This is a genomic window from uncultured Azohydromonas sp., from assembly GCF_937926365.1.
In the GTDB taxonomy this organism is placed as follows: Bacteria; Pseudomonadota; Gammaproteobacteria; order Burkholderiales; family Burkholderiaceae_C; genus Azohydromonas.
The window spans coordinates 15,224-39,577 of sequence record NZ_CALAOH010000008.1 but is presented as its reverse complement, the minus strand read 5'-3'; the positions used below and the strand labels follow the sequence as shown (position 1 = coordinate 39,577).

The following is a 24,354-nucleotide window of genomic DNA, read 5'->3' as shown; positions in this document are numbered from 1 at the left end:
ATCACGGCCGTCGCGCGGCCCTGTGTTGACGGCTCAACCGACCGCGGCATTGACATGCATCAAGCCACACGTCCATTGCCGCTCCTACGCTACTTCAGTCAGTCCGCCTGAACAGGAGACCGCCATGCCCATGATGAAAGCCGCCGTCTTCGTCGAACCGGGCCGCATCGTGCTCGACGACAAGCCGATTCCCGACGTCGGGCCGATGGATGCATTGCTGCGCGTGACCACCACCACGATCTGCGGCACCGACGTGCACATCCTCAAGGGCGAGTACCCCGTGGCGCGCGGATTGACCATCGGCCATGAACCCGTGGGCGTGATCGAGAAGCTGGGCTCCGGAGTCAAGGGCTACCGCGAGGGGCAGCGCGTGATTGCTGGCGCCATCACGCCCAGCGGCTGGAGCAACGCCTGCCAGTGCGGCTTCTGCGCCCAGGACGGCGCCGGCAGCGCCCACGGCTGGAAGCCCATGGGCGGCTGGCGCTTCGGCAACACCATCGACGGCTGCCAGGCCGAGTACGTGCTGGTGCCCGATGCCATGTTCAACCTCGCGCCCGTGCCCGACGGCCTGAGCGACGAGGCGGTGCTGATGTGCCCGGACATCATGTCCACGGGCTTCGCCGGCGCGGAAAGCGCGCACATCCGCATCGGCGACGCCGTGGCGGTGTTCGCGCAGGGTCCCATCGGGCTGTGCGCGACGGCCGGCGCCAAGCTCAGCGGCGCCAGCCTCGTCATCGGCGTGGACCGGCTGCCCGAGCGGCTGGAGATGGCGCGCCGCATGGGTGCGGACGTGGTGATCGACGCCAGCCGGCAGGACCCGGTGCAGGAAATCCTGCGCCTGACCGGCGGACGCGGCGTGGACGCCTCGATCGAGGCGCTGGGCACCCAGGCCACCTTCGAGGCGTCGCTGCGCTGCCTGCGCCCGGGCGGCACGCTGTCCAGCCTGGGCGTGTATTCCACCGACCTGAAGATCCCGCTGGACGCCTTCGCCGCCGGGCTGGGCGACCACCGCATCGTCACCTCGCTGTGCCCGGGCGGCAAGGAGCGCATGCGCCGGCTCATGGCGGTGATCGAGGCCGGGCGCGTGGACCTGGGGGCGATGGTCACCCATCGCTTCAAGCTCGACGACATCGAGGCCGCCTATGAGCTTTTTGGCCACCAGCGCGACGGCGTGCTCAAGGTAGCCATCACGCCGTAGGCGAGCCGGGAGCTGGGCCACGGCAGAGCCCGTTTCACGGGCTCGTGCCTTCTCAACTATCCAGGTGCCGCGTGCCGAAGCTCTCGGTGAGGCGGTCCAGGATGATGGCCAGCGACACCACGGACAGCCCGCTCTCGAAGCCCAGGCCGATGTCCAGGCGCTGGATGCTGGAGAGCACGTCGTTGCCCAGGCCACCGGCGCCGACCATGGAGGCGATGATGACCATGGTCAGCGCCTCCTTCGCCTTCATCGCCTTTTCCGCGTGGGGCCGATGCCCCCGCTGGCCGTGCGTGAGTCCGCGGGCGCGTCACTGAACGCGCGTTCACAATGGCGGGTTTCGCGGGCGCCGCGTGGCCGGCCACGGTCGGCACGGGCCCCGGTGCAGCAAGGGGAAAGTGGCGATGAAGCACGATGGTCGTCAACGTTTCGTCCCTCGCCCGCAGTCCCGGGACGGCGTGCTGCTGCCGCTGCCCTGGGCGCCGCCGGCCGGTGATGCCGCCTCGCTCACGCACTGGCCGGGACGGGCCGCGGCCCTGGTGACAGCGCGGCAAGGCATGGAAGCCGCATCCACGGCCGAGGACGCCATCCACCTGGCCCTGGAAGCGGCGGCGCGAACCCTGCACGGCGCCTTCGTGGCCTTCTGGCGCTTCGTTGCGGTGTCCGGGAGGCTGTGCCTGGCGGACTGGTCGATCCAGGCGGGAAGCCGCGCCCCGGAGGGCGACCTGGCCGTGCCGCTGGTGAGCACGGCATCGCTGGAGCAGCTGCAGCGCGGCGTGGACCTGGCCTGGGCCGGCGTGATCGACGGCACCGCCGCGCTGCAGCGCGCCACGGTGGCGGATCACCATCGCTTGCCGGCTCTCTCGGACTGGAGCCACCTGGCGCGCGGCTGGGGCTGTCCGCTGGAGCTGTGGGCGCCGGTGCGGCTGCCCGAGCGTGGCTGGGGCCGGGTGTCGGTGCTGCGCCCGCAGGAGGTTCCCTTCGACGCCGCCGATGCCGCGTTCCTGGAGGCGATGGCTTGCGAGCTGGGCTGGGTGCTGGCCGACAAGCGGCTGGAGGAGCTGGGCCGGCTGGCGCTGTTCGTCAGCCGCAAGGCCGAGGCGGATCGGGCGCTGGCGCTGGCCCGGCAGCAGGCCGAGGCCGCGCAGGCGCAGGCCCGCGAGCAGGCCCATGTCATCGCGGTGCTGCAGGAGGCCATCGACTCGCTGGACCGCAGCGGCGACCTGGAAGCCTTCGTGCCGTCGGTCATCGGCCTCATCGCCCGCGCGCTCTCTCCGGGCGCGGTGGCCTTGCTGCAGGTGCGTGCCCAGCGCTGCCGGCTGCGGGCGGCCTGGCTGCAGGGGCGGGTGCTGCAGGGCGAGGACATGCTGGCCGCGTCCGGGCCGGAGGTCCCCGCGCTGCTGCGCGAGCTGGCCGTGGGCTTCGAGCTGCCGCCGTCCGGGCTGCAGGCCTGCGCGCCGCAGGGCGGCGGCGAGTCGCTGGTGGTCGATCACGCCGAGGCCGGCACGATGTGCCCCTTCGACCGCTTCTTCACCACCGAGGGCGGTCCGCTGGCGCTGAACCTGCCGCTGATGGCTTCCGGCCATGCGCTGGGGGCCCTGGGCATCTACCGCCGGCGCGAGCAGCGCTACACGCCGTCCGAGATCGCGCTGGCCGAGGCCATCGCGGCGCAGCTGTCGCTGGCGCTGCGCGCCGGCGAGCTGGCCGAGGAGGCGCGCCGGGTCGCCACGATGGAAGAGCGCACGCGGCTGGCGCGCGAGATGCACGACACGCTGGCCCAGGGCTTCACGGGCGTGCTGATGCAGCTGGAGGTGGCCGATGCCGCGGTGTCGGCGCGCCGCGTGGACCGCGCCCGCACGGCGATCGCCACCGCGATGGAGGTCGCGCGCGACAGCCTGAGTGAGGCCCGGCGCGCCGTGCGCGCGCTGCGCAACCCGACGCTGGAGCGGCGCGGCCTGGCCGAGGCGCTGGCCGAGCTGTGCGCGCAGATGCGCAGCAGCACCTTCCAGGCCGTGGAGCTGGAAGTCGTGGGCGCGCGGCGCCGGCTCGATGCCCATGCCGAGGAGCAGGTGCTGCGCGTCGCGCAGGAGGCGCTGGTCAACGCCGTCCGGCACGCCCGCGCGCATCGGGCGCAGGTGCTGCTGCGCTTCGCGGCCGATGCGCTGCTGCTGCGGGTGCGCGACGACGGCGACGGTATCCCCGAGCAGCGCGGCAACCCGCTGGGCTTCGGCCTCGTGGGCATGCGCGAGCGGGCCCTGAGCATCGGCGCGACGCTGGAGATCGAGTCAAGGCCGGGGCAGGGCACGACGGTGTCGCTGCGCATCGGCGCGGCGGACTGACAGGCACCGGGGCATTGGGCTATCTCGCAAGGGAGAGGCGGGCCGCGGAGGCCGCTGCCATGATCCCGTCCGCCGGCGCATGCCCCCGTCCCTCGGCGCAGCCATGACCTTGCCGTCCTTGTCCGACACCGGCTCGACCGAACAGGTGGAGCTTTCTGAAACCGCTCCCGCGCGGATCCGGCTGCTGGTGGCCGACGACCACCACGTCGTGCTGGACGGGCTGAGCACGATCCTGGACATGCAGGACGACATGCAGGTCGTGGCGCAGGCCAGCGACGGCGTGCAGGCCGTGGCGCTGTGGCGGCGCACGCAGCCCGACGTGGGGCTGATCGACCTGTCCATGCCAGGGCTGTCGGGCGTGGAGGCCATCGCCGAGATCCGCCGCCACGAGCCGCGGGCCAAGCTGATCATCCTCACCACCTACGACGGCGACGAGGACCTCTACCGCGGCCTGCATGCCGGCGCGATGGCCTACCTGCTCAAGGACGTGCGCCGCGAGGAGCTGCTGCGCTGCATCCGCGTGGTGCACCGGGGGGGCCACTACATCAAGCCCGAGCTGGCCGGGCGGCTGGCCTCGCGCCTGACGCGCGACGGGCTCTCGCAGCGCGAGCTCGAGGTGCTCACGCTCGTGGAGCGGGGCCTGAGCAACAAGCTCATCGCGCGCGAGCTCCACGTGGCCGAGGGCACGGTCAAGACGCACGTGAAGGCCATCCTGGCCAAGCTGGACGCGCGCAGCCGCACCGAGGCCATTGCCATCGGGGTGCGGCGCGGGTTGTTGAAGCGCTGAAGCCGCGGCCTATCCCCAAAGAGGGAGCCGCCCCTGGCCCGCGTGGCAGAAGCGCCTCGCGGCTGGGTGCCGGATGCTGTGGCCCGGCTCCGAGATGCTCGCCGCTCGCGCTTGTCAATGACGTATTCCGTTCGTCCTGATGCTTCGATACCTCAGCACAGGGCGCGCCTTTGGCGCGTCGAAGGATGAACGGCCCCTGGCGGGGTGCAGCCATCACAGCCTGTCGGATTCGTACTTCGATACCTCAGTACGAACGGGTCTTCTCACAACCGGTGTGAATCTGGAATGAGACCTCAAGCACGCACGGTCAGCGGGTGGAGCATGGCCGCGGGGCTCGCGCTCGCCGGCCTGCTCGGCGGGTGCAACCGGGAGGCCGTGTCGCAGCAGGCGCCACCGCCGCCGCCCGAGGTGTCGGTGGCGCCGGCCTTCCAGCGCGAGGTGCAGGAGTTCGAGGAGTTCACGGCGCGCCTGGAGGCGCCGGACACGGTGGAGGTGCGCGCCCGCGTCGCCGGCTCGCTGGACAAGGTGCATTTCACCGAGGGCCAGCGCGTGGCCAAGGGCGATCTGCTGTTCACCATCGACCCGCGGCCCTTCGCCGCCGAGGTCGCGCGCGCGCAGGCGCAGCTCGCCGCCGCGCGCAACCAGGCCGAGCTCAGCGCCAGCGAGCTCGCGCGGGCCGAGAAGCTCACCGCCATCCAGGGCGTGAGCGAGCAGGAGCTGGACCAGCTGCGCGCGAGCCTGCGCAACGCGCGCTCCAGCATCCAGTCCGCCGAGGCGGCGCTGGTGCAGGCCAAGCTCAACCTGGAGTTCACGCGCATCCGCGCGCCGGTGGCGGGGCGCATCTCGCGGGCGATGGTCACGCCGGGCAACCTCGTCAACGTCGGCACGCCGGTGCTCACCACGCTGGTGTCGCAGGACCGCGTCCATGCCTACTTCGACGCCAGCGAGGCGACCTACCTGAAATACCTGCGCATGGTGCGCGCCGGCACGCTGGCCTCGCCGCGCAGCCAGCCGGCGGCGGCCTGGATGGGCCTGGCCGACGAGACCGGCTTTCCGCACCAGGGCCGGGTCGATTTCGTGGACAACCGCCTCAATCCCGCCACGGCCTCCATCCGCGGCCGCGCCGTGTTCGACAACCGCGACGGCCGCTTCACGCCGGGCCTGTTCGCGCGCGTCAAGGTGGTGGGCAGCGGGAAGTACCGGGCCACGCTGGTGGCCGACCGCGCCATCGGCACCGACCAGACGCGCAAGGTCGTGATGCTGGTGGGCCAGGACAACATCGTGCAGCCGCGCGAGGTGCAGCCCGGCGCGCTCATCGACGGCATGCGCGTGGTGCAGGGCGTGCAGCCCGGCGAGCTGGTCATCGTGGACGGGCTGCAGCGCGCCCAGCCCGGCGCGCCGGTGACGCCGCGGGTGCTGCAGGTCGATGACAAGGGCATGCCCATCCCGGCGGCGGCGCCCGCGTCCGCGCCGGCGCGCTGAAAGGCCCGCGAGCGCATGGACATCTCCCGCTACTTCATCGACCGCCCGCGCCTGGCGACGGTGCTGTCGCTGTTCATCTTCCTGGTGGGGCTGCTGGCGATCTTCCAGCTCCCGATCTCGGAGTACCCGGAAGTGGCGCCGCCGCAGGTGGTGGTGCGCGCGCAGTTCCCGGGCGCCAACCCGCGCGTCATCTCCGAGACGGTGGCGACGCCGCTGGAGGAGCAGATCAGCGGGCTGGAGGGCATGCTCTATTACGAGAGCCAGGCCACGGCCGACGGCACCATGGTGCTGACGGTGACCTTCCGCATCGGCACCTCCCCGGAGGCCGCCGAGACCGCGGTGCAGAACCGCGTCAACCGCGCGCTGCCGCGCCTGCCCGAGATCGTGCGCCAGATCGGCGTGACCACCGAGAAGCAGGCCTCCAACCTGACCATGGTCGTGCACATGGTCAGCCCCGACGACAGCCGCGACTCGCTGTACCTGCGCAACTACGCGCACCAGCAGGTGCGCGACGAGCTGCTGCGCATCCCGGGCATGGGCACGGTGATCCTGTTCGGCAGCGGCGACTACGCCATGCGCATCTGGATCGATCCGCAGCGCCTGGCCGGCCACGGGCTCACCGCCAACGACGTGGTGGACGCGGTGCGCGAGCAGAACACGCAGGTGGCCGCCGGCGTGGTGGGCGCGCCGCCCTCGCCGCGCGGCACGGACTTCCAGCTCGCGGTCAACACGCAGGGGCGGCTGGGCAACGAGCAGGAGTTCGCCGACATCATCGTGCGCGCCGATCCCGGCACCGGCGCCGTGCTGCGCATCCGCGACGTGGGGCGCGTGGAGATCAGCGCCAACACCTACTCGCTGCGCAGCCTGCTCAACAACAAGGAGGCGGCGGCCATCGGCATCTTCCAGGCCCCGGGCTCCAACGCGCTGGCGATCTCGGACAACGTGCGCGCCACCATGGCGCGGCTCAAGGCGGACTTCCCGCCGGGCGTGGACTACGCCATCGTCTACGACCCCACGCGCTTCGTCGCCACGTCCATCACCAAGGTGGTGGAGACGCTGCTGGAGGCGGTGCTGCTGGTGGTGCTGGTGGTGGTGCTGTTCCTGCAGACCTGGCGCGCCTCCGTCATCCCGCTGCTGGCGGTGCCGGTGTCCATCGTGGGCACCTTCGCGGTGCTGCTGGCCATTGGTTACTCCATCAACACGCTCACGCTGTTCGGGCTGGTGCTGGCCATCGGCATCGTGGTGGACGACGCGATCGTGGTGGTCGAGAACGTGGAGCGCAACCTGGAGGACGGGCTCACGCCGCACGAGGCCACGGTCAAGGCCATGCGCGAGGTCAGCGGCCCCATCGTCGCCATCGCGCTGGTCCTGTGCGCGGTGTTCATCCCGCTGACCTTCGTGCCCGGCCTGTCGGGCCAGTTCTACAAGCAGTTCGCCGCCACGATCGCGATCTCCACCGTCATCTCGGCCTTCAACTCGCTCACGCTCTCGCCCGCGCTCTCGGCGCTGCTGCTGCGCCCGCACGACGCGCCCAAGGACGCGCTCACGCGCGGCATGGACCGGGTCTTCGGCCGCTTCTTCCACTGGTTCAACGGCTTCTTCCACCGCCGCAGCGAGGCCTACGGCCGCGGCGTGCGCGGCATCCTGCGCCGCAAGTCGCTGGCGCTGGTGGTGTACGCGGGGCTGCTGGCGCTCACGGCGCTGCTGTTCGCGCGCATTCCCAGCGGCTTCGTGCCGGCGCCGGACAAGCAGTACCTGATCGGCATCGCGCAGCTGCCCGCGGCCTCCTCGCTGGACCGCACCGACCAGGTGATCCGGCGCATGAGCGAGATCGCGCTGGGCGTGCCGGGCATCGTGGACGCGGTGGCCTTCCCGGGGCTGTCCATCGCTGGCTTCTCCAACGCGCCCAACGAGGGCATCGTGTTCTTCGGCCTGGCGGACTTCGAGAAGCGCACCAGCGCCGATCTCTCGAAGGACGCGATCCTGGGCCGCGTCAACGGCGCGCTGCAGCAGATCCAGGGCGCGCGGCTGTTCGTGGTGCCGCCGCCGGCGGTGGAAGGCCTGGGCAACGCCGGCGGCTTCAAGCTGCAGGTGCAGGACCGCTCGGGGCTGGGCGAGCAGGCGCTGTTCGGCGCGGTGTGGGGCACGCTGGGACAGGTGTATGGCAACCCGCGCTCGGCCATCGGCACGCCCTTTTCGACCTACGACATCAACGTGCCGCAGCTCTTCGCCAACGTGGACCGCACCAAGGCCAAGCAGATGGGCGTGGCACTGGGCGACATCTACGACACGCTGCAGATCAGCCTGGGCTCGCTCTACGTCAACGACTTCAACCGCTTCGGCAAGACCTACCAGGTGATCGTGCAGGCCGACGCGCCCTTCCGCGCCCAGGCCGACGGCATCACCGAGCTCAAGACGCGCAACGCCGGTGGCGAGATCGTGCCGCTGGGCGCGCTCATGCGGGTGGAACCCACCTTCGGGCCGACGCGCGTGACGCGCTACAACGGTTTCCCCTCCGCCGACATCAACGGCTCGCCCAACCCGGGCTTCTCCAGCGGCCAGGCCGAGGCCGAGATCGAGAAGCTGCTGGCGCAACTGCCGCGCGGCATGGGCTACCAGTGGACCGAGCTGTCCTACCAGGACCGGCTCACGCGCGACGTGGCGCTGCCGGGCACGACGTGGCGGCTGCCCACGCTGGCGGCGGTGCTGCTGCTGTCGGTGGTGCTGGTGATCCTGGTGCTGGCGGCGCAGTACGAGAGCTGGAGCCTGCCGCTGGCCATCGTGCTGATCGTGCCCATGTGCATCCTGGCCGCGCTCACGGGCGTGTGGCTCTCCACCTTCCCGCCCTTCCTGCAGATCGGCGACCTGAACATCTTCACGCAGGTGGCGCTGGTGGTGCTGGTGGGGCTGGCGTGCAAGAACGCGATCCTGATCGTGGAGTTCGCCAAGGACCTGGAGGAGCAGGGCCGCACCATGATGGAGGCGGTGATCGAGGCCTGCCACCGGCGGCTGCGGCCGATCCTGATGACCTCCATCGCCTTCTGTGCCGGCGTGATCCCGCTGATCCTGGGCAGCGGCGCGGGCAGCGAGATGCGCCGCGCCATGGGCATCGCGGTGTTCTCCGGCATGGTGGGCGTGACGCTGTTCGGCATCTTCTTCACGCCGGTGTTCTACGCGCTGCTGCGCAAGAGCACCGAGAAGCGGCGCGCGCACGCGGCCGAGCTGCGCGCCGAGATCGACCGCTGCGCGCATCCCTTCCACCCGGGCGTGGACGACGTGCCGCCGGAGCAGGGAGGGCAGCGGTGAATGCGTCCGTCCATGACCGTTTGAGGCGCCCCGTCACACCCGCGGAGGCGGGTGTCCACGCATACCGGGCGGCATCCCGGCCGGCGTGGATGCCCGCCTTCGCGGGCATGACGCGGTCCGTGTGGCCGCTGCGCCTCTCCGTCGCTGGCATCGCCCTGCTCCTGGCCGCCTGCGCCTCCGGGCCGCCGCCAGAGCCGGCGCTGCCGCCGCTGCCCACGGCCTTCGCCAACGTGCCCGAGGACGGGCAGCCCGGCGGCGAGCCCGCGGCGGCCTTCTGGCGCGGCTTCCAGGACCCGCAGCTCGATGCGCTGGTCACTCGGGCCCTGGAGGCGAATTTCGACCTGCGCATCGCCGTGGCCCGGCTGCGCGAGGCGCGCGCGCTGGCGCGCCTGGCCGATGCCAGCCTGCTGCCGCAGGTCAACGGCACGGCCGGCGTGGGCCGGGTGCGCGACTTCATCGGCCCGGACAACGCGCTGGCGCCGGGCCAGACCTTCTACAGCGTGGGCCTGGACGTGCGCTGGGAGGCCGACCTGTTCGGCCGCCTCTCGGCCGAGCGCCGCGCCGCGCAGGCGCAGGTGCGCGCCGGCGAGGCCGACACGCAGGCGCTGCAGCTCAGCCTGAGCGCGGAGGTGGCGCGCGGCTACTTCGAGCTGCGCGGGCTGCAGGAGCGGCTGCGCGTGTCCCGGGCCGCGCTGCAGACGCAGGAGGCGGTGCTGCGCCTGGTGCAGGCACGCCAGGACGTGGGCCGCGGCACGGGCCTGGACACCGAGCGCGCCCGCGCCCTGGTGCAGAGCACGGCCGCCGGCGTGCCGGTGCTGGAGGCGGCGCTGCAGCGCACGCGCTACCGGCTCGCGGTGCTGTGCGGCCTGCCGCCGACGGCGCTGGACGCCGAGCTGGAGGCACAGCGCCCGCTGCCGGGCCTGCGCAGCGTGGCGCTGGGCGGCATCGGCGCGCCGGAGAGCCTGCTGCGCCGCCGGCCCGACATCCGCGCCGCGGAGCTCGACGTGGCCGCCGCCGCGGCCCGCGTGGGCGTGGCGCGCGCGGACCTGTTCCCGCGCATCACCCTCGGCGGCACGCTGGGGCACAACGCCTCGCGGGTGGGGGACCTGGGCGATGGCAGCACCTACGTCTACAACCTGGGTGCGCAGCTGCTGTGGAACCTGCTCGATTTCGGCCGGGTGCGCGCCCAGATCGCCGCCGCCGACGCCCGCAGCGAAGCCGCGCTGCGCGTCTACGAGGCGACGGTGCTGGCGGCGCTGGAAGAGACCGAGGGCGCGCTGGCCAGTTACACGCACACCCAGCAGCAGGCGCAGCACCTGTTCGATGCCGCACGCGCGGCCGAGGCGGCGGCGGCGATCGCGCGCGGACGCTTCGAGGTGGGCGTCATCGACTTCCTGGCCGTGCTGGATGCCGAGCGCGAACAGCTCGCGGCGCGCGACCAGCTCGCGCAGTCCCAGGCCGGGGCCGCGGTGGCGCTGGTGGCGGTGTACAAGGCACTGGCCGGCGGCTGGGGCCCGGCGCCGGAGCCCTCTTCAGCGCCCTCCGCCACGAGCGGCGCGGTGGGGCCCGGCAGCGTGGCCAGCGGGTCGCGCCTGCCGTTGCAGGCGACGCGGTGAGCGGCGGGCCGCGCTCCCGCGGCCCTCACCGCCTCCCATGGCGCCTGCCCGTAGCCGGACTCGACGTTGAGCTCGTAACTGGGCTCGCCCGAGAAGCCGATGCGGAAGACCCGGCACTCGAGCCCGGCCACCGTGCCCTCGCGCCATTCCGTCTGGCGCCAGCGCTCCAGAGCGGGCGAAGCGCCTGGGATAATCCGGGCCCGGGATGGGCATCGGATGCGGGCTCATCCGCCAGCACTGCGAAGGAAGGAAAGATGAAGCAACGGGACGAGGCGTCGGCCGCGTGCAAGTGGGTCACCAGCTGGACCGCCTCCGCCCAGGGACCGTACCCCGCCGGCAGCCCGCTGGCGCAGCCGGATCTGTCCTTCGCCTTTCCCGCGCCGGACACCGGCGCGCGGGACCAGAGCTTCAGGCTCATCCTGCGGCCGGACCTGTGGGGCCCCCAGGCGCGGCTGCGCCTGTGCAACGCCTTCGGCTTGCAGCCCGTGGCCTTCGACGGCGTGCACGTGGGGCTGCAGCTCGGCGGCGCGGCGCTGGTGGCGGGCAGCAACCAGCGCGTCACTTTCGGGGGCCGGGAGAGCGTCACCGTCCCGCCAGGCGGCTCGGTGTGGAGCGATCCCGTGGCGCTTCCCTTCGCGTGCGAGCCGGACGCCGCGGCACTGGCCGGGCGCAAGCTGGCGGTGAGCCTCCACGTCGTGGGCGAGAGCGGCCCCATGACGTGGCATGCGAAGGCATTGCAGACCTCGTACCTCACGCCGCCCAACGCCGGCTCCCAGGGCGGGCGCGAGGACGAGCTGGCTTTCCCGTTCACCAGCACGTCCTGGTATTTCCTGGACGCGGTGGACATGCTGATGCCGCGGGACACCCGGTTGATCGTCGCGCTGGGTGACTCCATCACCGACGGCAGTGGTTCCACGCTCAACGGCGACGACCGCTGGCCCGACATCCTGTCTCGCCGCCTGCACGCCGCCTTCGGGCAGCGCGTGGGCATCGTCAACGCCGGTATCGGCAGCAACCAGGTGGCGGGCCCGGCCGACTATTCGCCGCACAGCCCCTTCCGGGGCGGGCCGAAGGCCGTGGCGCGCATCGAGCGCGACGTGCTGAGCCTGTCCGGCGTCGCCACGGTGATCTGGCTGGAGGGCATCAACGACTTCAGCGGCAACGGCAATGCGAGCATGGAAGCCGTGGCGGCCGGTTTCGCCGAGGGCGTGCAACGCCTGCGCGCGGGCATTCCGGGCGTGCGCGTGATCGGCGCGACCCTCGTGCCGGCGCTGGGCAGCACGGCCGCGGCGCATGGGCATGAGGAGCAGGACCGCAAGCGCCGGGCGCTGAACGGCTTCATCCGCACGGCGGGCCTGTTCGATGCCGTGCTCGACTTCGAGGCCGCCACGCTCGATGCGGCCACCGGCGGCATGAAGGCCGAGTTCGTGCCCGACGGCACGGTGGGCGGGCCCGGCGACGGGTTGCATCCGAACCGGGCCGGCTACCTGGCAATGGCCTCGGCCATCGATCCGGGCCTGCTGCTGCCGCTGCGCTGAGAGATCAGCGCTCCGCTTCAGCCCGCTCCAGCGCCGGTCCCGGTTCGCCCGAGGCCGCCGTCACCCGCTCGCGTCATCCAATTCAGTCGATGTACCAGGCCCACTCGATCGCCGTGACCTTGTCGCGGCTCACGATGAAGCGCAGCATGTCGCCGTCCGGGCGATCCACGCCCATCCGGTAGGCCAGCGCCGCCGGGTCGCGCGCCGTGGGCGTACCCAGTTGCGCCAGCACCTTCGTCGCCGGCGTGCCCACCTGCAGCCCTTCGGGCAGCAGCGGGTGCTTCGACGTCAGCTGCACGCCCACCGGCAGCAGCTTCGGCGGCTGCGTGGCGTTGGCGACGTAGACCGTGGCGACCCATCCCGTGCAGTGCGTCTCGATCACTTCGTCGGTGACCTTGGGGTCGTGGACATTGGGTTGCGGCTTGCGCTCGACACGGTCCGGCGTCTCGCACGGGCGCTCGGCGATGCGCCAGCCCACGTCCTCCAGCGTCTCGATACGCATCAGCGGCGCGGGGCGGCTGGCACAGCCCGCCACCAGCGCCAGCGCGAGCAGCGTGCCCCGCAGCGCCCATCGTTGAGCCTGGGATCGGTTCGTACAGGCGGCCCGTGCCTTGCGGACCGTAGGTGCTTTGAAGTTGACGACCATGCCCCGAAGCATACGGTGCCGGCGCGCACCGCCTTCGGGGCGCCCGTCAGCGTGCCGCGTCGCCCTGCGTGCCAACCGCCAGGCGCAGCACTGCGGCGGCCTCGTCTTCCAGCAACGGCCCCTCCACCCGCACCGGTGGCGTGGAGCCCGCCAGCACCTGCTCGCAGCGCGCGGGCAGCAGCTCGCCGCCCATCAGTTGCGCCATCAACGGTTGCGAAGCCGCCCAGACGACGCGCCGCACTCCCGCCCAGAACATGGCACCGGCGCACATGGCGCAGGGCTCGCCGCTGGCGTAGACGGTGCTGCCGCGCAGCGCGTCCAGTCCCAGTTTCGCCTGCGCCTCGCGCACCAGCACCGTTTCCGCATGGGCGGTGCAGTCGTTGCCGCTGATCTCCCGGTTGCCGGCCTCGTGCAGCAGCCTGCCCTGAGCGGACACCAGCACCGCGCCGTAGGGCCGGTCGCCACGCGCCAGGGCTTCGCGCGAGGCGGCGATCGCGCGCCGCATCCCGGTTTCGTCGTCGAACGTCGCCATGGGCGTGGCTCCTCAGCTGCCGCGGTAGGTGGAGCAACCCCAAGGCGTGCACAGCAGCGGCACGTGGTAGTGCTGCTTGGGGTCGAAGATGGCAAAGCGCACCGGTATCACCGCGTCCACGAACGGCGCCTCGGGCAGCGGCTTGCCTTCGTAATAGGCGCCGACGTGGAAAGCCAGCTCGTACTGGCCCACCGCGGCGGCCTCGGCCGGCAGCACCGGCGCATCGGTGCGGCCGTCCGCGTTGGTGACGAAGCTCTTGATCCGCTCCCACTTGCCGTCGCGCCACGCTGAAAAATCGATGCGCATGCCCGCGCCCGGGCGGCCGAAATGGTTGTCAAGCACATGGGTCGAGATGCCAGCCATGTCCGTCTCCTGTTGGGTTCATGTGGGCGCGGCTTCAGCTGCCGCGATAGAACGAGTAGCCCCAGGGCGAGAACAGCATCGCCAGGTGCACGCGCTGCGTGGCGTCGCGGATGCTCATGCGCACCGGTACCACGGACAGGAAGGAGGGCTGCGGCAGCGGCGCCTCCAGGCGCTGGAAGTACTCGCCCAGGTGCAGCAGCAGCTCATAGCGGCCGGCGCGGTAGTCCTCGCCCAGCAGCAGCGGCTCGGCGGTGCGCCCGCCGCTGACGCCTTCGACGCTGCGCAGGCGTTGCCAGGCGCCGCGTGCCTCGTCCCAGCGCGAAAGCTCCATGCGCAGCCCCGCGGCCGTGGCACCGTGGTAGGTGTCGATGGCATGCACGGTCAGCCGTGGCGAGACGCCGGCCTGAGAGCGCGGCGCGGTCGCCAGGCCCGCAGGGGCAGGGGGCGTTGCGGGCGCCTGTCCCTCGGCAGCGGCTGAGGCCGCCAGTGCGGTACCGGCCAGGCCCAGGCCCGAGCGCAGCAGGAACTGACGCCGCGCGGGCGCGGCCTCGGCGGAGAAGAGATCGATGTTCACGGTTGCACCTCCATCGCGTCCGGCGTGATCACTTCCTCAACGCGCAGCCGCGTGATGGCGGCGATCTGCGCCAGCGCCTCCTGCAGTTCCGCCTCGGTGTCGGCATTGGCGGTGCGGCGGCGCAGCGTCTGCAGGATCTGCGCCTTGCCGTGGCGGCGCGCCGCGATGATGAAGGGGAAGCCGTGGCGCTGGCGGTACTCGGCATTGAGCGCCTGCAGCTCGCGCAGCTCCGCGCCGGTGAGCGCATTGAGCCCGGCGCTGGCCTGCTCGGCCACCGATTCGCTCGTCATGGTGCCGGCCTGCGCCTCCTTGCCGGCCAGCTCGGGGTGGGCGCGCAGGAACTCGATCTGCACGGCGCGCGAGGCGCGGCGCACCACGGCCATCAGCGCCTCGTGCAGCGCGTCCACGCTGGGGAAGGGGCGCGCGGCCCAGGCGGCTTCGGCCACCCACGGCGAGTGCTCGAAACTGCGGCCCAGCGCGGCGACGAAGCCGGCACGGTCCAGGCGGTTGACGTGGTCCAGGGTCAGGGTCGTGGTCATGGTGTGGGTGCGGGTCGGGTCAGTGGGAAAGCGTGCGGGAAGAGGCGCCGGCGGGCTTGGCGAAGCGCGGGATGCAGCGCAGGATCAGCAGCGTGGCGCAGACCTCGACGGCAGCGACCACGAGCAGGCCGGAGGTCAGCGAGCCGGTGGAGGTCTTGATCAGGCCCAGCATGTAGGGCGCGCCGAAGCCCGCGAGGTTGGCGATGGAGTTGATCAGCGCCACGCCGCCGGCCGCCGCCGCACCCGTCAGGAAGCGGTTGGGCATCTGCCAGAACACGGGAATCGCGCTCATGGTGCCCACGATGGCCAGGCCCAGGGCCACCAGCGTCAGCATCGCGCTGGAGTGCAGCAGGGCGACGGCCAGCAGCGAGGCCGCACCCAGGCCGGCGGCCAGCGCGCAGTGCCAGCGCGACTCCTGGTGGCGGTCGGAATGGAAGCCGTTGAAGATCATGCCGACGGCGCCGAAGAGGTAGCAGACCGCCATGATCCAGCCCACGGCCGCCGGGCTGGTGAAGCCCACCTCCTTGACCAGCGTCGGGCCGAAGAAGGTCAGCGAGGAGTTGGCGGCGATGATGCAGAAGTACACCAGGATCAGCAGCCAGATGCGGCCGCTGCGCAGCGAGGCCAGCAGGCTGTGCTCGCGGTGGCCCATGGCGTGGTGGTCGCGCTCCAGGTCTTCCTGCACCATGCGGCGCTCACGCTCGGTGAGCCACTTGGCATCGGCCGGCTTGTCGGTGAGGTAGAACCAGGTCACGAGCCCGGCCAGCACCGAGGGGATGCCCTCCAGCAGGAACACCCACTGCCAGCCCTGCCAGCCGTTGACGCCGTCCAGGTCGGACATGATGGTGCCGGCCAGCGGGCCGCCGATCACGCCCGCCAGGGCCGAGGCCGACATGAACATGCCGAAGGCCTTGGCGCGGCGGTCGTTGGGGAACCAGTAGGTCAGATAAAGGATGACGCCGGGGTAGAAGCCGGCCTCGAACACGCCCAGCAGGAAGCGCAGGAAATAGAACATCCCCGGCGTGGTCACGAACATCATGGCGATGCTCGTGAGGCCCCAGCCGATGGTGATGCGCATGAGCGTCTTCTTCGCGCCGATCTTCTGCAGCAGCAGGTTGCTCGGCACCTCGAAGAAGAAGTAGCCCAGGAAGAAGATGCCCGCGCCCAGGCCGTACACGGCCTCGCTCCACTTCAGGTCGTCGAGCATGGTGAGCTTGACGAAGCCGATGTTGACGCGGTCGATCCAGGCCAGGATCCACAGCACCATCAGGAACGGGATCAGGCGCCAGATGATCTTGCGGTACGCGCCGTCCAGCTCGGAGGCGCTTGCGGCCGGCGCGGTGGGTGCGGTGGGCGCGATCGGCACGCCCGCGGTGGTGGTGTTCATCGAGTCTCCTGTGCTGTGGCGGTCAGCGGGTGAGGCGCCTCGCAGGACGCCTTCTGGGGTCTGGCTTCAGGCCATGGGAAGCTGCGGCCGCAGTCTAGGAATGCAGTAGGCTTTCGGCGCACCGGCGCCGCTATAGGCGTTATTTGCGGATTCGAATAAAGGCTTGCCTCGCCCATGACACGCGATCTCGTGGACAGCCACCTGCTGCGCGTGCTCGTGACGCTGGTGAGCGAGCGCAACGTCTCGCGCGCAGCGATCCGGCTGGGCATGTCGCAGCCTGCGGTGAGCATCGCGCTCAAGCGGCTGCGCGAGCTCTTCGGCGACCCGTTGCTCGTGCGCGAGAAGGGCGGCATGGCGCCCACGGCGCGCGCGCTGGCGCTGCAGGAGCGCGCGCGCCGGGCGCTGGGCGAGATCGACGCCATGCTGACCGGGCCCGAGCACTTCGAGCCCGCGGCCACCACGCAGACCTTCCGCGTAGCCTCGCCGAACTTCATGGCCGCGGGCTTCCTGGCCGCGGCGGTGGCGCGCTTCACGCGCGAGGCGCCGCGCGCGCACCTGGTGGTGTTGCCGCTCACCGGCGACTTCGACAGTGAGCGCGCGCTGGCGCAGGGCGACGTGGACGTGGTGATCGGCAACTGGCCACAGCCGCCGGCCTCGCTGCACCTGTCGCTGCTGCTGCAGGACGAGGTGGTGTGCCTGCTGGGCCGGCAGCATCCGCATGCGGCCAGCGGCCTCACGCGCGAGCAGTACCTTGCGGCCCGGCACGTGGTGCCGCTGCCGTACTCGGCGGCGCAGCGCGGGCTGGTGGAGACGCATCTGGCCCACCTGCGCGTGGAGCGCGACGCGCGCGTGGTGGTGCCGTACTTCGAGCTGGCGCCGCACCTGCTGGTGGGCACGGACCTGGTGTTCACCACCGCGCGGCACTTCGCCGAGCACTACGCCGCGCTGCTGCCCCTGGCCATCGTGCCGGCGCCCTTCGACTTTCCGGCCATGCGCTTCTACCAGCTGTGGCATGAGCGCTCGCAGCACGATGCGGCGCACCGATGGTTTCGCGGGCTCCTTTCGGCGGCGGCGCGCGCCATGGCGGGCAAGGCTGCCTGAGCATTCGCTGGCGGAATAGCTCATATCCGCCGCGGAGTCTTCCTTGCGACGGCCAGGGACGGGAACATGGCGGCGTGTATCGAGGAGCTCTTTGAATGCGACGCCACCGCCAAGCCAAGATCGTTGCCACCGTCGGCCCCGCCAGCAGCAGCCCTGAAGTCCTGCGCTCACTGTTCGAGGCCGGCGTGGATGTGTTCCGGCTCAACTTCAGCCACGGCACGCATGCCGACCACCGCGCCCGGCTCGACGCCATCCGCGCCATCGAGCGCGACGTGGGCCGCCCCATCGGCGTGCTGCTGGACCTGCAGGGTCCGAAGCTGCGCGTGGGCACCTTCCCTGACGGTCCGGTTCAACTGGCCGTGGGCGACCGCTTCTGCCTGGACCTGCAGCGCGATCTGCCCGGCGACCGCACCCGCGTGGCGCTGCCGCACCCCGAGATCTTCGCCGCCCTCAAGCCTGGCGCGGAACTGCTGATCGACGACGGGCGCGTGCGCCTGCGCGTGCTCGACTGCAGCGAAAGCCACGCCGATACCGAGGTCGTCGTGGGCGGCACGGTGTCGGACCGCAAGGGCGTCAACGTGCCCGACGTGGTGCTGCCGCTGTCGGCCCTCACGCCCAAGGACCTGGCCGACCTGGATTACGGCTTGAGCCTCGGCGTTGACTGGGTGGCCTTGTCCTTCGTGCAAAGGCCCGAGGACATCGACATGGCGCGCGCCATCGTGGGCGATCGTGCCGGCATCATGGCCAAGCTGGAGAAGCCCGCCGCCATCACCTGCCTGGACGAGATCGTGGCGCGCTGCGACGCCATCATGGTGGCGCGCGGCGACCTGGGCGTGGAGCTGCCGGCGGAAGCGGTGCCGGCGATCCAGAAGCGCATCGTGCGCTCCTGCCGCCGAGCCGGCATTCCGGTCATCGTGGCGACGCAGATGCTGGACTCCATGGTGGCCGCGCCCGTGCCCACGCGCGCCGAGGCCTCGGACGTCGCCACGGCGGTGTACGACGGCGCCGACGCCGTGATGCTGTCGGCCGAGTCCGCCTCGGGGCGCTACCCGGTGGAGGCGGTGCGGATGATGGACCGCATCATCCGCAACACGGAAGCCGATCCCTACCACCGCGAGGCGCTGGACGCCTCGCACACGCCGGCGCGGGCCGAGACCGGGGACGCCATCGGCTGTGCCACGCGCCGCGTGGCGACGCTGCTGGATGTGGCGGCCATCGTGGCCTACACCAGCACGGGCTCGTCGGCGCTGCGCATGGCGCGCGAGCGTCCGCACTCGCCGATCATCGGCATCACGCCGCTGCAGTCCACCGCGCGGCGGCTGCCGCTGGCCTGGGGCGTGCACGCCGTCCAGTGCGAGCAGGCTTTCGACGTGCTGAGCCTGAGCGACAAGGCCTGTGACATCGCGCGCCGAGAAGGTTTTGCCAGCGCGGGCCAGACCATCGTCATCACGGCGGGCGTGCCCTTCGGCACGCCGGGGAGCACGAACCTGCTGCGGATTGCGGAAGTGGGTTGATTCAGCTTTCTGCTGGTCGGGAAATTCACGGCATTCCTGTCGGACGAAGCAAGAGCGGCAGCCCCTCTGCTTCGTCATTCCCGCGAAGGCGGGAATCCAGGCGGCCCCACGTCAGCGCGAAGCCTGGACGCCGCGAATCAAGGCCCGACCCCAGTCGTGCTGCCCGATCTGCTTGCGGCGGGCTTGGGGACCGCCTGGACTCCCGCCTGCGCGGGAGTGACGCAGCGGAGTGCGAAGCGGCGTGGCTCATGAGATGCCACGGCCTGGAAATTTCCCCGGACAACAGCGGGATTTCGTCGGCATGACGACGAATCTTCTTCGGCCGGCCGTGTCACGCACGAGCCATTGGCAAGCCGCTAAAACCTCCGCTCCCACCACCGATCCGAAAGCTGCGACTGCAACCAGCTCACGAACACCTGCACCTTGCCCGGCAGCAGCTTCGGCGAGGGATAGACCGCATGCAGCTCCTGGGAAGGCAGCTGCAGCTCCGGCAGTATCGGCACGAGTGCGCCGTCGGCCAGCGACGCGCGGGCCACGTAGTGCGGCAGCACCGCCAGGCCCATGCCCTCGCGGCAGGCCGCCAGCACGGCCGACAGGTTGTTGGACCGCAAGGGGCCCTTCACCGGGATGGTCTGCACGCGCCCGTCGGGCAGCGTGAAGGTCCAGCGTTCATCGCCCTGCACGCTGCTGTAGAGCAGGCAAGGGTGCGCCGCCACCTGCGACGCCTCCTGCGGCGCGCCATGCACCTCCAGGTATTCGGGCGAGGCCACCAGCAGCCAGGGGTTCAGGCCCAGGAAGCGCGCGCCCAGCGACGAGTCGGAGAGCCTGCCCATGCGCAGCGCCACGTCCACGCCCTGTTCGACCAGGTTGACGTAACGGTCGTCGAAGCTCAGGTCCACCGACATGTCCGGGTGCTCGCGCATGAAGCGCAGCACCAGCGGCGTCATCACGCGGCGCCCGAAAGCCACCGAGGTGCTGATGCGCAAATGGCCGCCCACGCGGCTTTGCAGCAGCAGCGCGAGGTTGTCCGCCTCCTCCAGTTCGCGCGCGATGCGCTTGCACTTGTCGTAGTAGAGCAGCCCCACTTCGGTCGGCGTGACGCCGCGCGTGCTGCGGTGCAGCAGCCGCGCGCCCAGCCGTGCCTCCAGCGCCGCGATGTGCTTGGTGGCGGTGGGTTGCGTCAGCCCCATGTCGGCGCTGGCCTTGCTGAAGCTGCCGGTCTCCACGACGCGGATCAGCAGCTGAATGCTCTGTATGCGATCCATGGGCGCAATTTTCCGCGCGCGAATGGCTATTCATCCATGCGCGATTCGCACAACTGCATTGACTTGCCCTCCCGAGGCGGGCGAGGCGGCGCGGCTCCTCGGCTCATTCACCGGTGGAATAGCTCATATCCCCTGGCTTGGATTCCGCGCCGGGCGCATCGGGCTCAGCATCGCACCCAGTTGCTTTGACGACCACCAAGAGGAGCAAGACATGGCCAAGATGAAGGCGGCGATGGCCGCGGTGCTGGTGATGGAAAAAGAAGGCGTGAGCCAGGCCTTCGGCGTGCCGGGCGCGGCGATCAACCCGCTGTACGCGGCGCTGCGCGAGCGCGGCGGCATCAGCCACGTGCTGGCGCGCCACGTCGAGGCCGCCTCGCACATGGCCGAGGGCTACACCCGGGCCCGCGCCGGCAACATCGGCGTGTGCATCGGCACCTCCGGCCCTGCGGGCACGGACATGATCACCGGGCTGTACTCGGCCGGCGCCGATTCCATCCCCATCCTGTGCATCACCGGCCAGGCGCCGCGCGCCCGGCTGTACAAGGAAGACTTCCAGGCCGTGGACATCGAGTCCATCGCCAAGCCGGTGACGAAGTGGGCCGTCACGGTGCGCGAGCCCGCGCAGGTCCCGCGCGCGTTCCAGCAGGCCTTCCACCTCATGCGCTCGGGCCGGCCCGGTCCGGTGCTGATCGACCTGCCCTTCGACGTGCAGATGGCCGAGATCGAGTTCGACATCGACACCTACGAGCCGCTGCCCGTGTACAAGCCCGCCGCGTCGCGCAAGCAGATCGACAAGGCGCTGGACATGCTGCTGGCCAGCGAGAAGCCGCTCATCGTCGCCGGCGGCGGCATCATCAACGCCGATGCCTCCAACCTGCTGGTCGAGCTGGCCGAAACGCTGGGCGTGCCGGTGATCCCGACGCTCATGGGCTGGGGCTCGATCCCCGACGACCATCCGCTGATGGCCGGCATGGTGGGCCTGCAGACCAGCCACCGCTACGGCAACGCCACCATGCTTGCCAGCGACTTCGTGCTGGGCATCGGCAACCGCTGGGCCAACCGGCACACGGGCTCCGTTGACGTCTACACCAAGGGCCGCACCTTCGTGCACGTGGACATCGAGCCCACGCAGATCGGCCGCGTGTTCATGCCCGACTACGGCATCGTCTCGGACGCCAAGGCCGCGCTGGAGCTGTTCGTGCAGGCCGCCAAGGAGCGCAAGGCCGCGGGCACGCTCAAGTCCTACGATGACTGGGCTTACCGCTGCGCCGAGCGCAAGCGCCTGATGCACCGCAAGAGCCACTACGAGCAGACGCCGATCAAGCCGATGCGCGTGTACGAGGAGATGAACGCCGCCTTCCCGCGCGACACGATCTACGTCTCCACCATCGGCCTGTCGCAGATCGCGGGCGCGCAGTTCCTGCACGTGTACGGGCCGCGCCAGTGGATCAACTGCGGCCAGGCCGGCCCGCTGGGCTGGACCATCCCCGCCGCGCTGGGCGTGGTGGCCGCGGACCCGACGCGCACCGTCGTGGGCCTGTCGGGCGACTACGACTTCCAGTTCCTGATCGAGGAGCTGGCGGTGGGCGCGCAGTTCCGGCTGCCCTACGTGCAGGTGCTGGTCAACAACTCGTACCTGGGCCTGATCCGCCAGTCGCAGCGCGGCTTCGACATGGACTACTGCGTGCAGCTCTCGTTCGAGAACCAGAACATGCCCGAGGAGGCCGGCGAGCTGCGCGGCTACGGCGTGGACCACGTGACGGTGGTCGAGGGCCTGGGCTGCAAGGCGCTGCGCGTGACGGACCCCGAGAAGATCGGCGAGACGCTGAAGCAGGCGCACGCCATGGCGCAGGAGCATCGCGTGCCGGTGGTGGTGGAGTGCATCCTGGAGCGGGTGACCAACATCGCCATGGGCGTCGAGATCAACGCCGTCAACGAGTTCGAGTCCATCGACTGCCGCCACCCCGAGGGCACCCAGGGGCTGGAGCTGGCGGGGCTGCTGGACTGAGCCGCGTGTAGCTGACCCATGGCGCCACTTGGTTGCCACTTGCGACCAAGGTGGCCCACCACTTCGTCATTCCCGCGAAGGCGGGCATGACGAGATCTCTTTCGAACACCGTTTCCTGACCACGACACGGGAAAAGCCATGCCCCAATTCGCCGCCAACCTCACGATGCTGTTCACCGAGGTCCCGTTCCTGGACCGCTTCGAGCGCGCCGCGCGCGCCGGTTTCACGGCCGTGGAGTTCCTCTTTCCCTACGACTTCAAGCCGCAGGAGATCCGCTCCCGCCTGGACGCCAACGGCCTGAAGCTGGTGCTGCACAACCTGCCCGCGGGCGACTGGGCCGCGGGCGAGCGCGGCATCGCCTGCCATCCGGACCGGGTGCAGGAGTTCCGCGACGGCGTGGGCCGTGCCATCGAGTACGCGCAGGCCCTGGGCGTGAAGCAGCTCAACTGCCTGGCAGGCAAGGCGCCCGCCGGCGTGGACGCCGCCACGCTGCGCCGTACCTTCGTCGAGAACCTGCGCTTTGCCGCGCAGGCGCTGGACAAGGCCGGGCTGCGGCTGCTGATCGAACCGATCAACCACTTCGACATTCCCGGCTTCTACCTCACGCGCAGCGCGCAGGCGGTGGAGATCCTGGACGAGGTGGGTGCGCCCAACGCCTTCGTGCAGTACGACATCTACCACGCGCAGCGCGAGGAGGGCGAGGTCGCCGCCACGATCCAGGCGCTGCTGCCGCGCATCGGCCACCTGCAGCTGGCCGACAACCCGGGCCGCAACGAACCCGGCACCGGCGAGCTGAACTGGGGATTCCTGTTCGCGCACATCGACCGGCTGGGCTACGCCGGCCACATCGGCTGCGAGTACAAGCCGCTGACCACCACCGAAGCCGGCCTGGGCTGGATGCAGCGCTTCGCCCGCTGAGCCTCAACCACAACCACCAAGGAGAAACGACATGACCACTTCCCCGCTGAAACTCGGCTTCATCGGCCTGGGCATCATGGGTGCGCCCATGTGCGGCCACCTGATCAAGGCCGGCCACCAGTTGTTCGTGCACACGGTCGGCAAGGTGCCGCAGGACATCGCCGACAGCTCGGCCACCGTGTGCACCAGCGCGCGCGGCGTCGCGGAGCGCGCGGACATCATCTTCATCATGGTGCCCGACACGCCGGACGTGGAAGCCGTGCTGTTCGACGAGCGCGGCGTGCTCTCCGGCCTGAGCACGGGCAAGGTGGTGGTGGACATGAGCAGCATCTGCCCCATCCGCACCAAGGAGTTCGCCAAGCGCATCAACCACATCGGCGTGGACTACCTGGACGCGCCGGTCTCCGGCGGCGAGGTGGGCGCCAAGGCGGCCAGCCTGACCATCATGGTCGGCGGCCCGCAGCAGGCCTTCGACCGGGTCAAGCCGCTGTTCGAGCTGATGGGCAAGAACATCACGCTGGTGGGCGACAACGGCGACGGCCAGACCACCAAGGTGGCCAACCAGATCATCGTGGCGCTGAACATCGCCGCGGTGGGCGAGGCGCTGATCTTCGCCAGCAAGGCCGGCGCCGATCCGGCCAAGGTGCGCCAGGCGCTGATGGGCGGCTTCGCCTCCAGCCGCATCCTGGAGGTGCACGGCGAGCGCATGATCAAGCGCACCTTCGAGCCCGGCTTCCGCATCGGTCTGCACCAGAAGGACCTGAACCTGGCGCTGCAGGGCGCGCGCACCCTGGGCGTGTCGTTGCCGCAGACCGCCAACGCCGCCCAGCTGATGCAGGCCTGCGCCGCCAACGGCATGGGCAACCTCGACCACTCGGCGCTGGTGCGGGCGCTGGAGCTGATGGCGAACCACGAGGTGGCGAAGGCGGAGTGAGCGCGCCACGTTGACGGCCTGAGACGCTGATTGCAGGTCGTCAGCCGAGGCGGCTCGCCTACTGCTTCGTCATCCCCGCGCAGGCGCAGTGCTGTCCGGGGAAATTTCCAGGCATTGGCATCTCGTGAGCCGAGCCGCTTCACACCCTGATTCGTCACTCCCGCGAAGGCGGGAGTCCAGGCGGCCCCCGAGCCGCCGCCAGCAGATCGGGTCGAACGCCGGGGCTTGTGTCGTCGTTCGCAGCACCCAGGCTTCGTGCTGACGTGGGGCCGCCTGGATTCCCGCCTTCGCGGGAATGACGAAGCGGGGT

At 70.9% G+C, this 24,354-nt stretch carries 19 protein-coding genes and 2 pseudogenes; 12 read left to right on the top strand and 9 right to left on the bottom strand.

Annotated features, from left to right (window positions below):
• Positions 1-124: 124 nt before the first annotated feature.
• Positions 125-1,198: an NAD(P)-dependent alcohol dehydrogenase gene (locus Q0741_RS00570; RefSeq protein WP_298231255.1), complete on the top strand. Its 1,074-nt coding sequence runs from the start codon at positions 125-127 to the stop codon at positions 1,196-1,198.
• A gap of 52 nt (positions 1,199-1,250) precedes the next feature.
• Here the strand turns inward: Q0741_RS00570 and Q0741_RS00565 are convergent.
• A pseudogene (locus Q0741_RS00565) lies at positions 1,251-1,433 on the bottom strand (choline ABC transporter permease subunit); the annotation flags it as partial.
• A 166-nt stretch (positions 1,434-1,599) separates the two neighbouring features.
• On the opposite strand from Q0741_RS00565, the gene Q0741_RS00560 reads away from it, so the two are divergent.
• The 5 genes from Q0741_RS00560 to Q0741_RS00540 all read left to right on the top strand — a co-directional run bounded on the left by Q0741_RS00560 (position 1,600) and on the right by Q0741_RS00540 (position 10,725).
• On the top strand, positions 1,600-3,534 hold the full coding sequence (locus tag Q0741_RS00560; protein WP_298231254.1) for a sensor histidine kinase: 1,935 nt from the start codon (positions 1,600-1,602) through the stop codon (positions 3,532-3,534).
• Positions 3,535-3,637: 103 nt separating this feature from the next.
• Entirely contained in the window at positions 3,638-4,321 is a 684-nt protein-coding gene (locus Q0741_RS00555) for a response regulator transcription factor (protein ID WP_298231253.1), read from the top strand.
• 285 nt (positions 4,322-4,606) lie between these two features.
• Positions 4,607-5,803, top strand: coding sequence for an efflux RND transporter periplasmic adaptor subunit (locus tag Q0741_RS00550; protein ID WP_298231252.1), 1,197 nt, complete (start codon positions 4,607-4,609; stop codon positions 5,801-5,803).
• Positions 5,804-5,818: 15 nt separating this feature from the next.
• Complete coding sequence (locus Q0741_RS00545; RefSeq protein ID WP_298231251.1) at positions 5,819-9,109, top strand: efflux RND transporter permease subunit; 3,291 nt, start codon at positions 5,819-5,821, stop codon at positions 9,107-9,109.
• Between the two features lie 107 nt (positions 9,110-9,216).
• Positions 9,217-10,725, top strand: a complete 1,509-nt coding sequence (locus Q0741_RS00540; protein WP_298231250.1) for an efflux transporter outer membrane subunit — start codon at positions 9,217-9,219, stop codon at positions 10,723-10,725.
• Between the two features lie 20 nt (positions 10,726-10,745).
• Here the strand turns inward: Q0741_RS00540 and Q0741_RS00535 are convergent.
• Positions 10,746-10,895: pseudogene (locus Q0741_RS00535) on the bottom strand (hypothetical protein); the annotation flags it as partial.
• A gap of 84 nt (positions 10,896-10,979) precedes the next feature.
• Between Q0741_RS00535 and Q0741_RS00530 the strand changes: the two are divergent.
• The gene (locus Q0741_RS00530; RefSeq protein ID WP_298231249.1) at positions 10,980-12,263 is read left to right on the top strand and encodes a GDSL-type esterase/lipase family protein; all 1,284 of its coding nucleotides are present in this window, start codon (positions 10,980-10,982) and stop codon (positions 12,261-12,263) included.
• An 82-nt stretch (positions 12,264-12,345) separates the two neighbouring features.
• Here the strand turns inward: Q0741_RS00530 and Q0741_RS00525 are convergent, their stop codons facing one another.
• From Q0741_RS00525 to Q0741_RS00500, 6 genes are read right to left on the bottom strand one after another with little or no spacing between them, the layout of a single operon-like run.
• The gene (locus Q0741_RS00525; protein WP_298231248.1) at positions 12,346-12,909 is read right to left on the bottom strand and encodes a hypothetical protein; all 564 of its coding nucleotides are present in this window, start codon (positions 12,907-12,909) and stop codon (positions 12,346-12,348) included.
• Positions 12,910-12,955: 46 nt separating this feature from the next.
• Positions 12,956-13,441, bottom strand: coding sequence for a nucleoside deaminase (locus Q0741_RS00520; RefSeq protein ID WP_298231247.1), 486 nt, complete (start codon positions 13,439-13,441; stop codon positions 12,956-12,958).
• A gap of 12 nt (positions 13,442-13,453) precedes the next feature.
• On the bottom strand, positions 13,454-13,804 hold the full coding sequence (gene uraH, locus Q0741_RS00515; RefSeq protein ID WP_298231246.1) for a hydroxyisourate hydrolase: 351 nt from the start codon (positions 13,802-13,804) through the stop codon (positions 13,454-13,456).
• A gap of 34 nt (positions 13,805-13,838) precedes the next feature.
• Positions 13,839-14,378, bottom strand: coding sequence for a hydroxyisourate hydrolase (locus Q0741_RS00510; protein WP_298231245.1), 540 nt, complete (start codon positions 14,376-14,378; stop codon positions 13,839-13,841).
• Positions 14,375-14,917, bottom strand: coding sequence for a 2-oxo-4-hydroxy-4-carboxy-5-ureidoimidazoline decarboxylase (gene uraD / locus Q0741_RS00505; protein WP_298231244.1), 543 nt, complete (start codon positions 14,915-14,917; stop codon positions 14,375-14,377). Before uraD ends, Q0741_RS00510 begins: the two co-directional genes overlap by 4 nt.
• A gap of 19 nt (positions 14,918-14,936) precedes the next feature.
• Positions 14,937-16,304 carry an MFS transporter gene (locus Q0741_RS00500; protein WP_298231243.1) on the bottom strand — a complete coding sequence of 456 codons (1,368 nt, stop codon included), beginning with the start codon at positions 16,302-16,304 and terminating at the stop codon, positions 14,937-14,939.
• 174 nt (positions 16,305-16,478) lie between these two features.
• On the opposite strand from Q0741_RS00500, the gene Q0741_RS00495 reads away from it, so the two are divergent.
• Positions 16,479-17,405 (top strand): LysR family transcriptional regulator, encoded by a 927-nt coding sequence (locus Q0741_RS00495; protein ID WP_298231242.1) that lies wholly within the window; start codon positions 16,479-16,481, stop codon positions 17,403-17,405.
• Positions 17,406-17,500: 95 nt separating this feature from the next.
• A complete protein-coding gene (gene pyk / locus Q0741_RS00490; RefSeq protein ID WP_298231241.1) occupies positions 17,501-18,919 on the top strand; it encodes a pyruvate kinase in 1,419 nt (472 codons plus the stop codon).
• A gap of 356 nt (positions 18,920-19,275) precedes the next feature.
• On the opposite strand, the gene Q0741_RS00485 is transcribed toward pyk, so the two are convergent.
• A complete protein-coding gene (locus Q0741_RS00485) occupies positions 19,276-20,184 on the bottom strand; it encodes a LysR family transcriptional regulator (RefSeq protein WP_298231240.1) in 909 nt (302 codons plus the stop codon).
• 211 nt (positions 20,185-20,395) lie between these two features.
• Here Q0741_RS00485 and gcl point away from each other — a divergent pair, with 211 nt between their 5' ends.
• The 3 genes from gcl (at position 20,396) to glxR (ending at position 24,044) form a co-directional block, all read left to right on the top strand.
• Positions 20,396-22,192 (top strand): glyoxylate carboligase, encoded by a 1,797-nt coding sequence (gene gcl, locus Q0741_RS00480; protein ID WP_298231239.1) that lies wholly within the window; start codon positions 20,396-20,398, stop codon positions 22,190-22,192.
• 138 nt (positions 22,193-22,330) lie between these two features.
• A complete protein-coding gene (hyi, locus tag Q0741_RS00475; RefSeq protein WP_298231238.1) occupies positions 22,331-23,110 on the top strand; it encodes a hydroxypyruvate isomerase in 780 nt (259 codons plus the stop codon).
• A gap of 31 nt (positions 23,111-23,141) precedes the next feature.
• On the top strand, positions 23,142-24,044 hold the full coding sequence (gene glxR, locus Q0741_RS00470; protein ID WP_298231237.1) for a 2-hydroxy-3-oxopropionate reductase: 903 nt from the start codon (positions 23,142-23,144) through the stop codon (positions 24,042-24,044).
• Positions 24,045-24,354 lie beyond the last annotated feature (310 nt).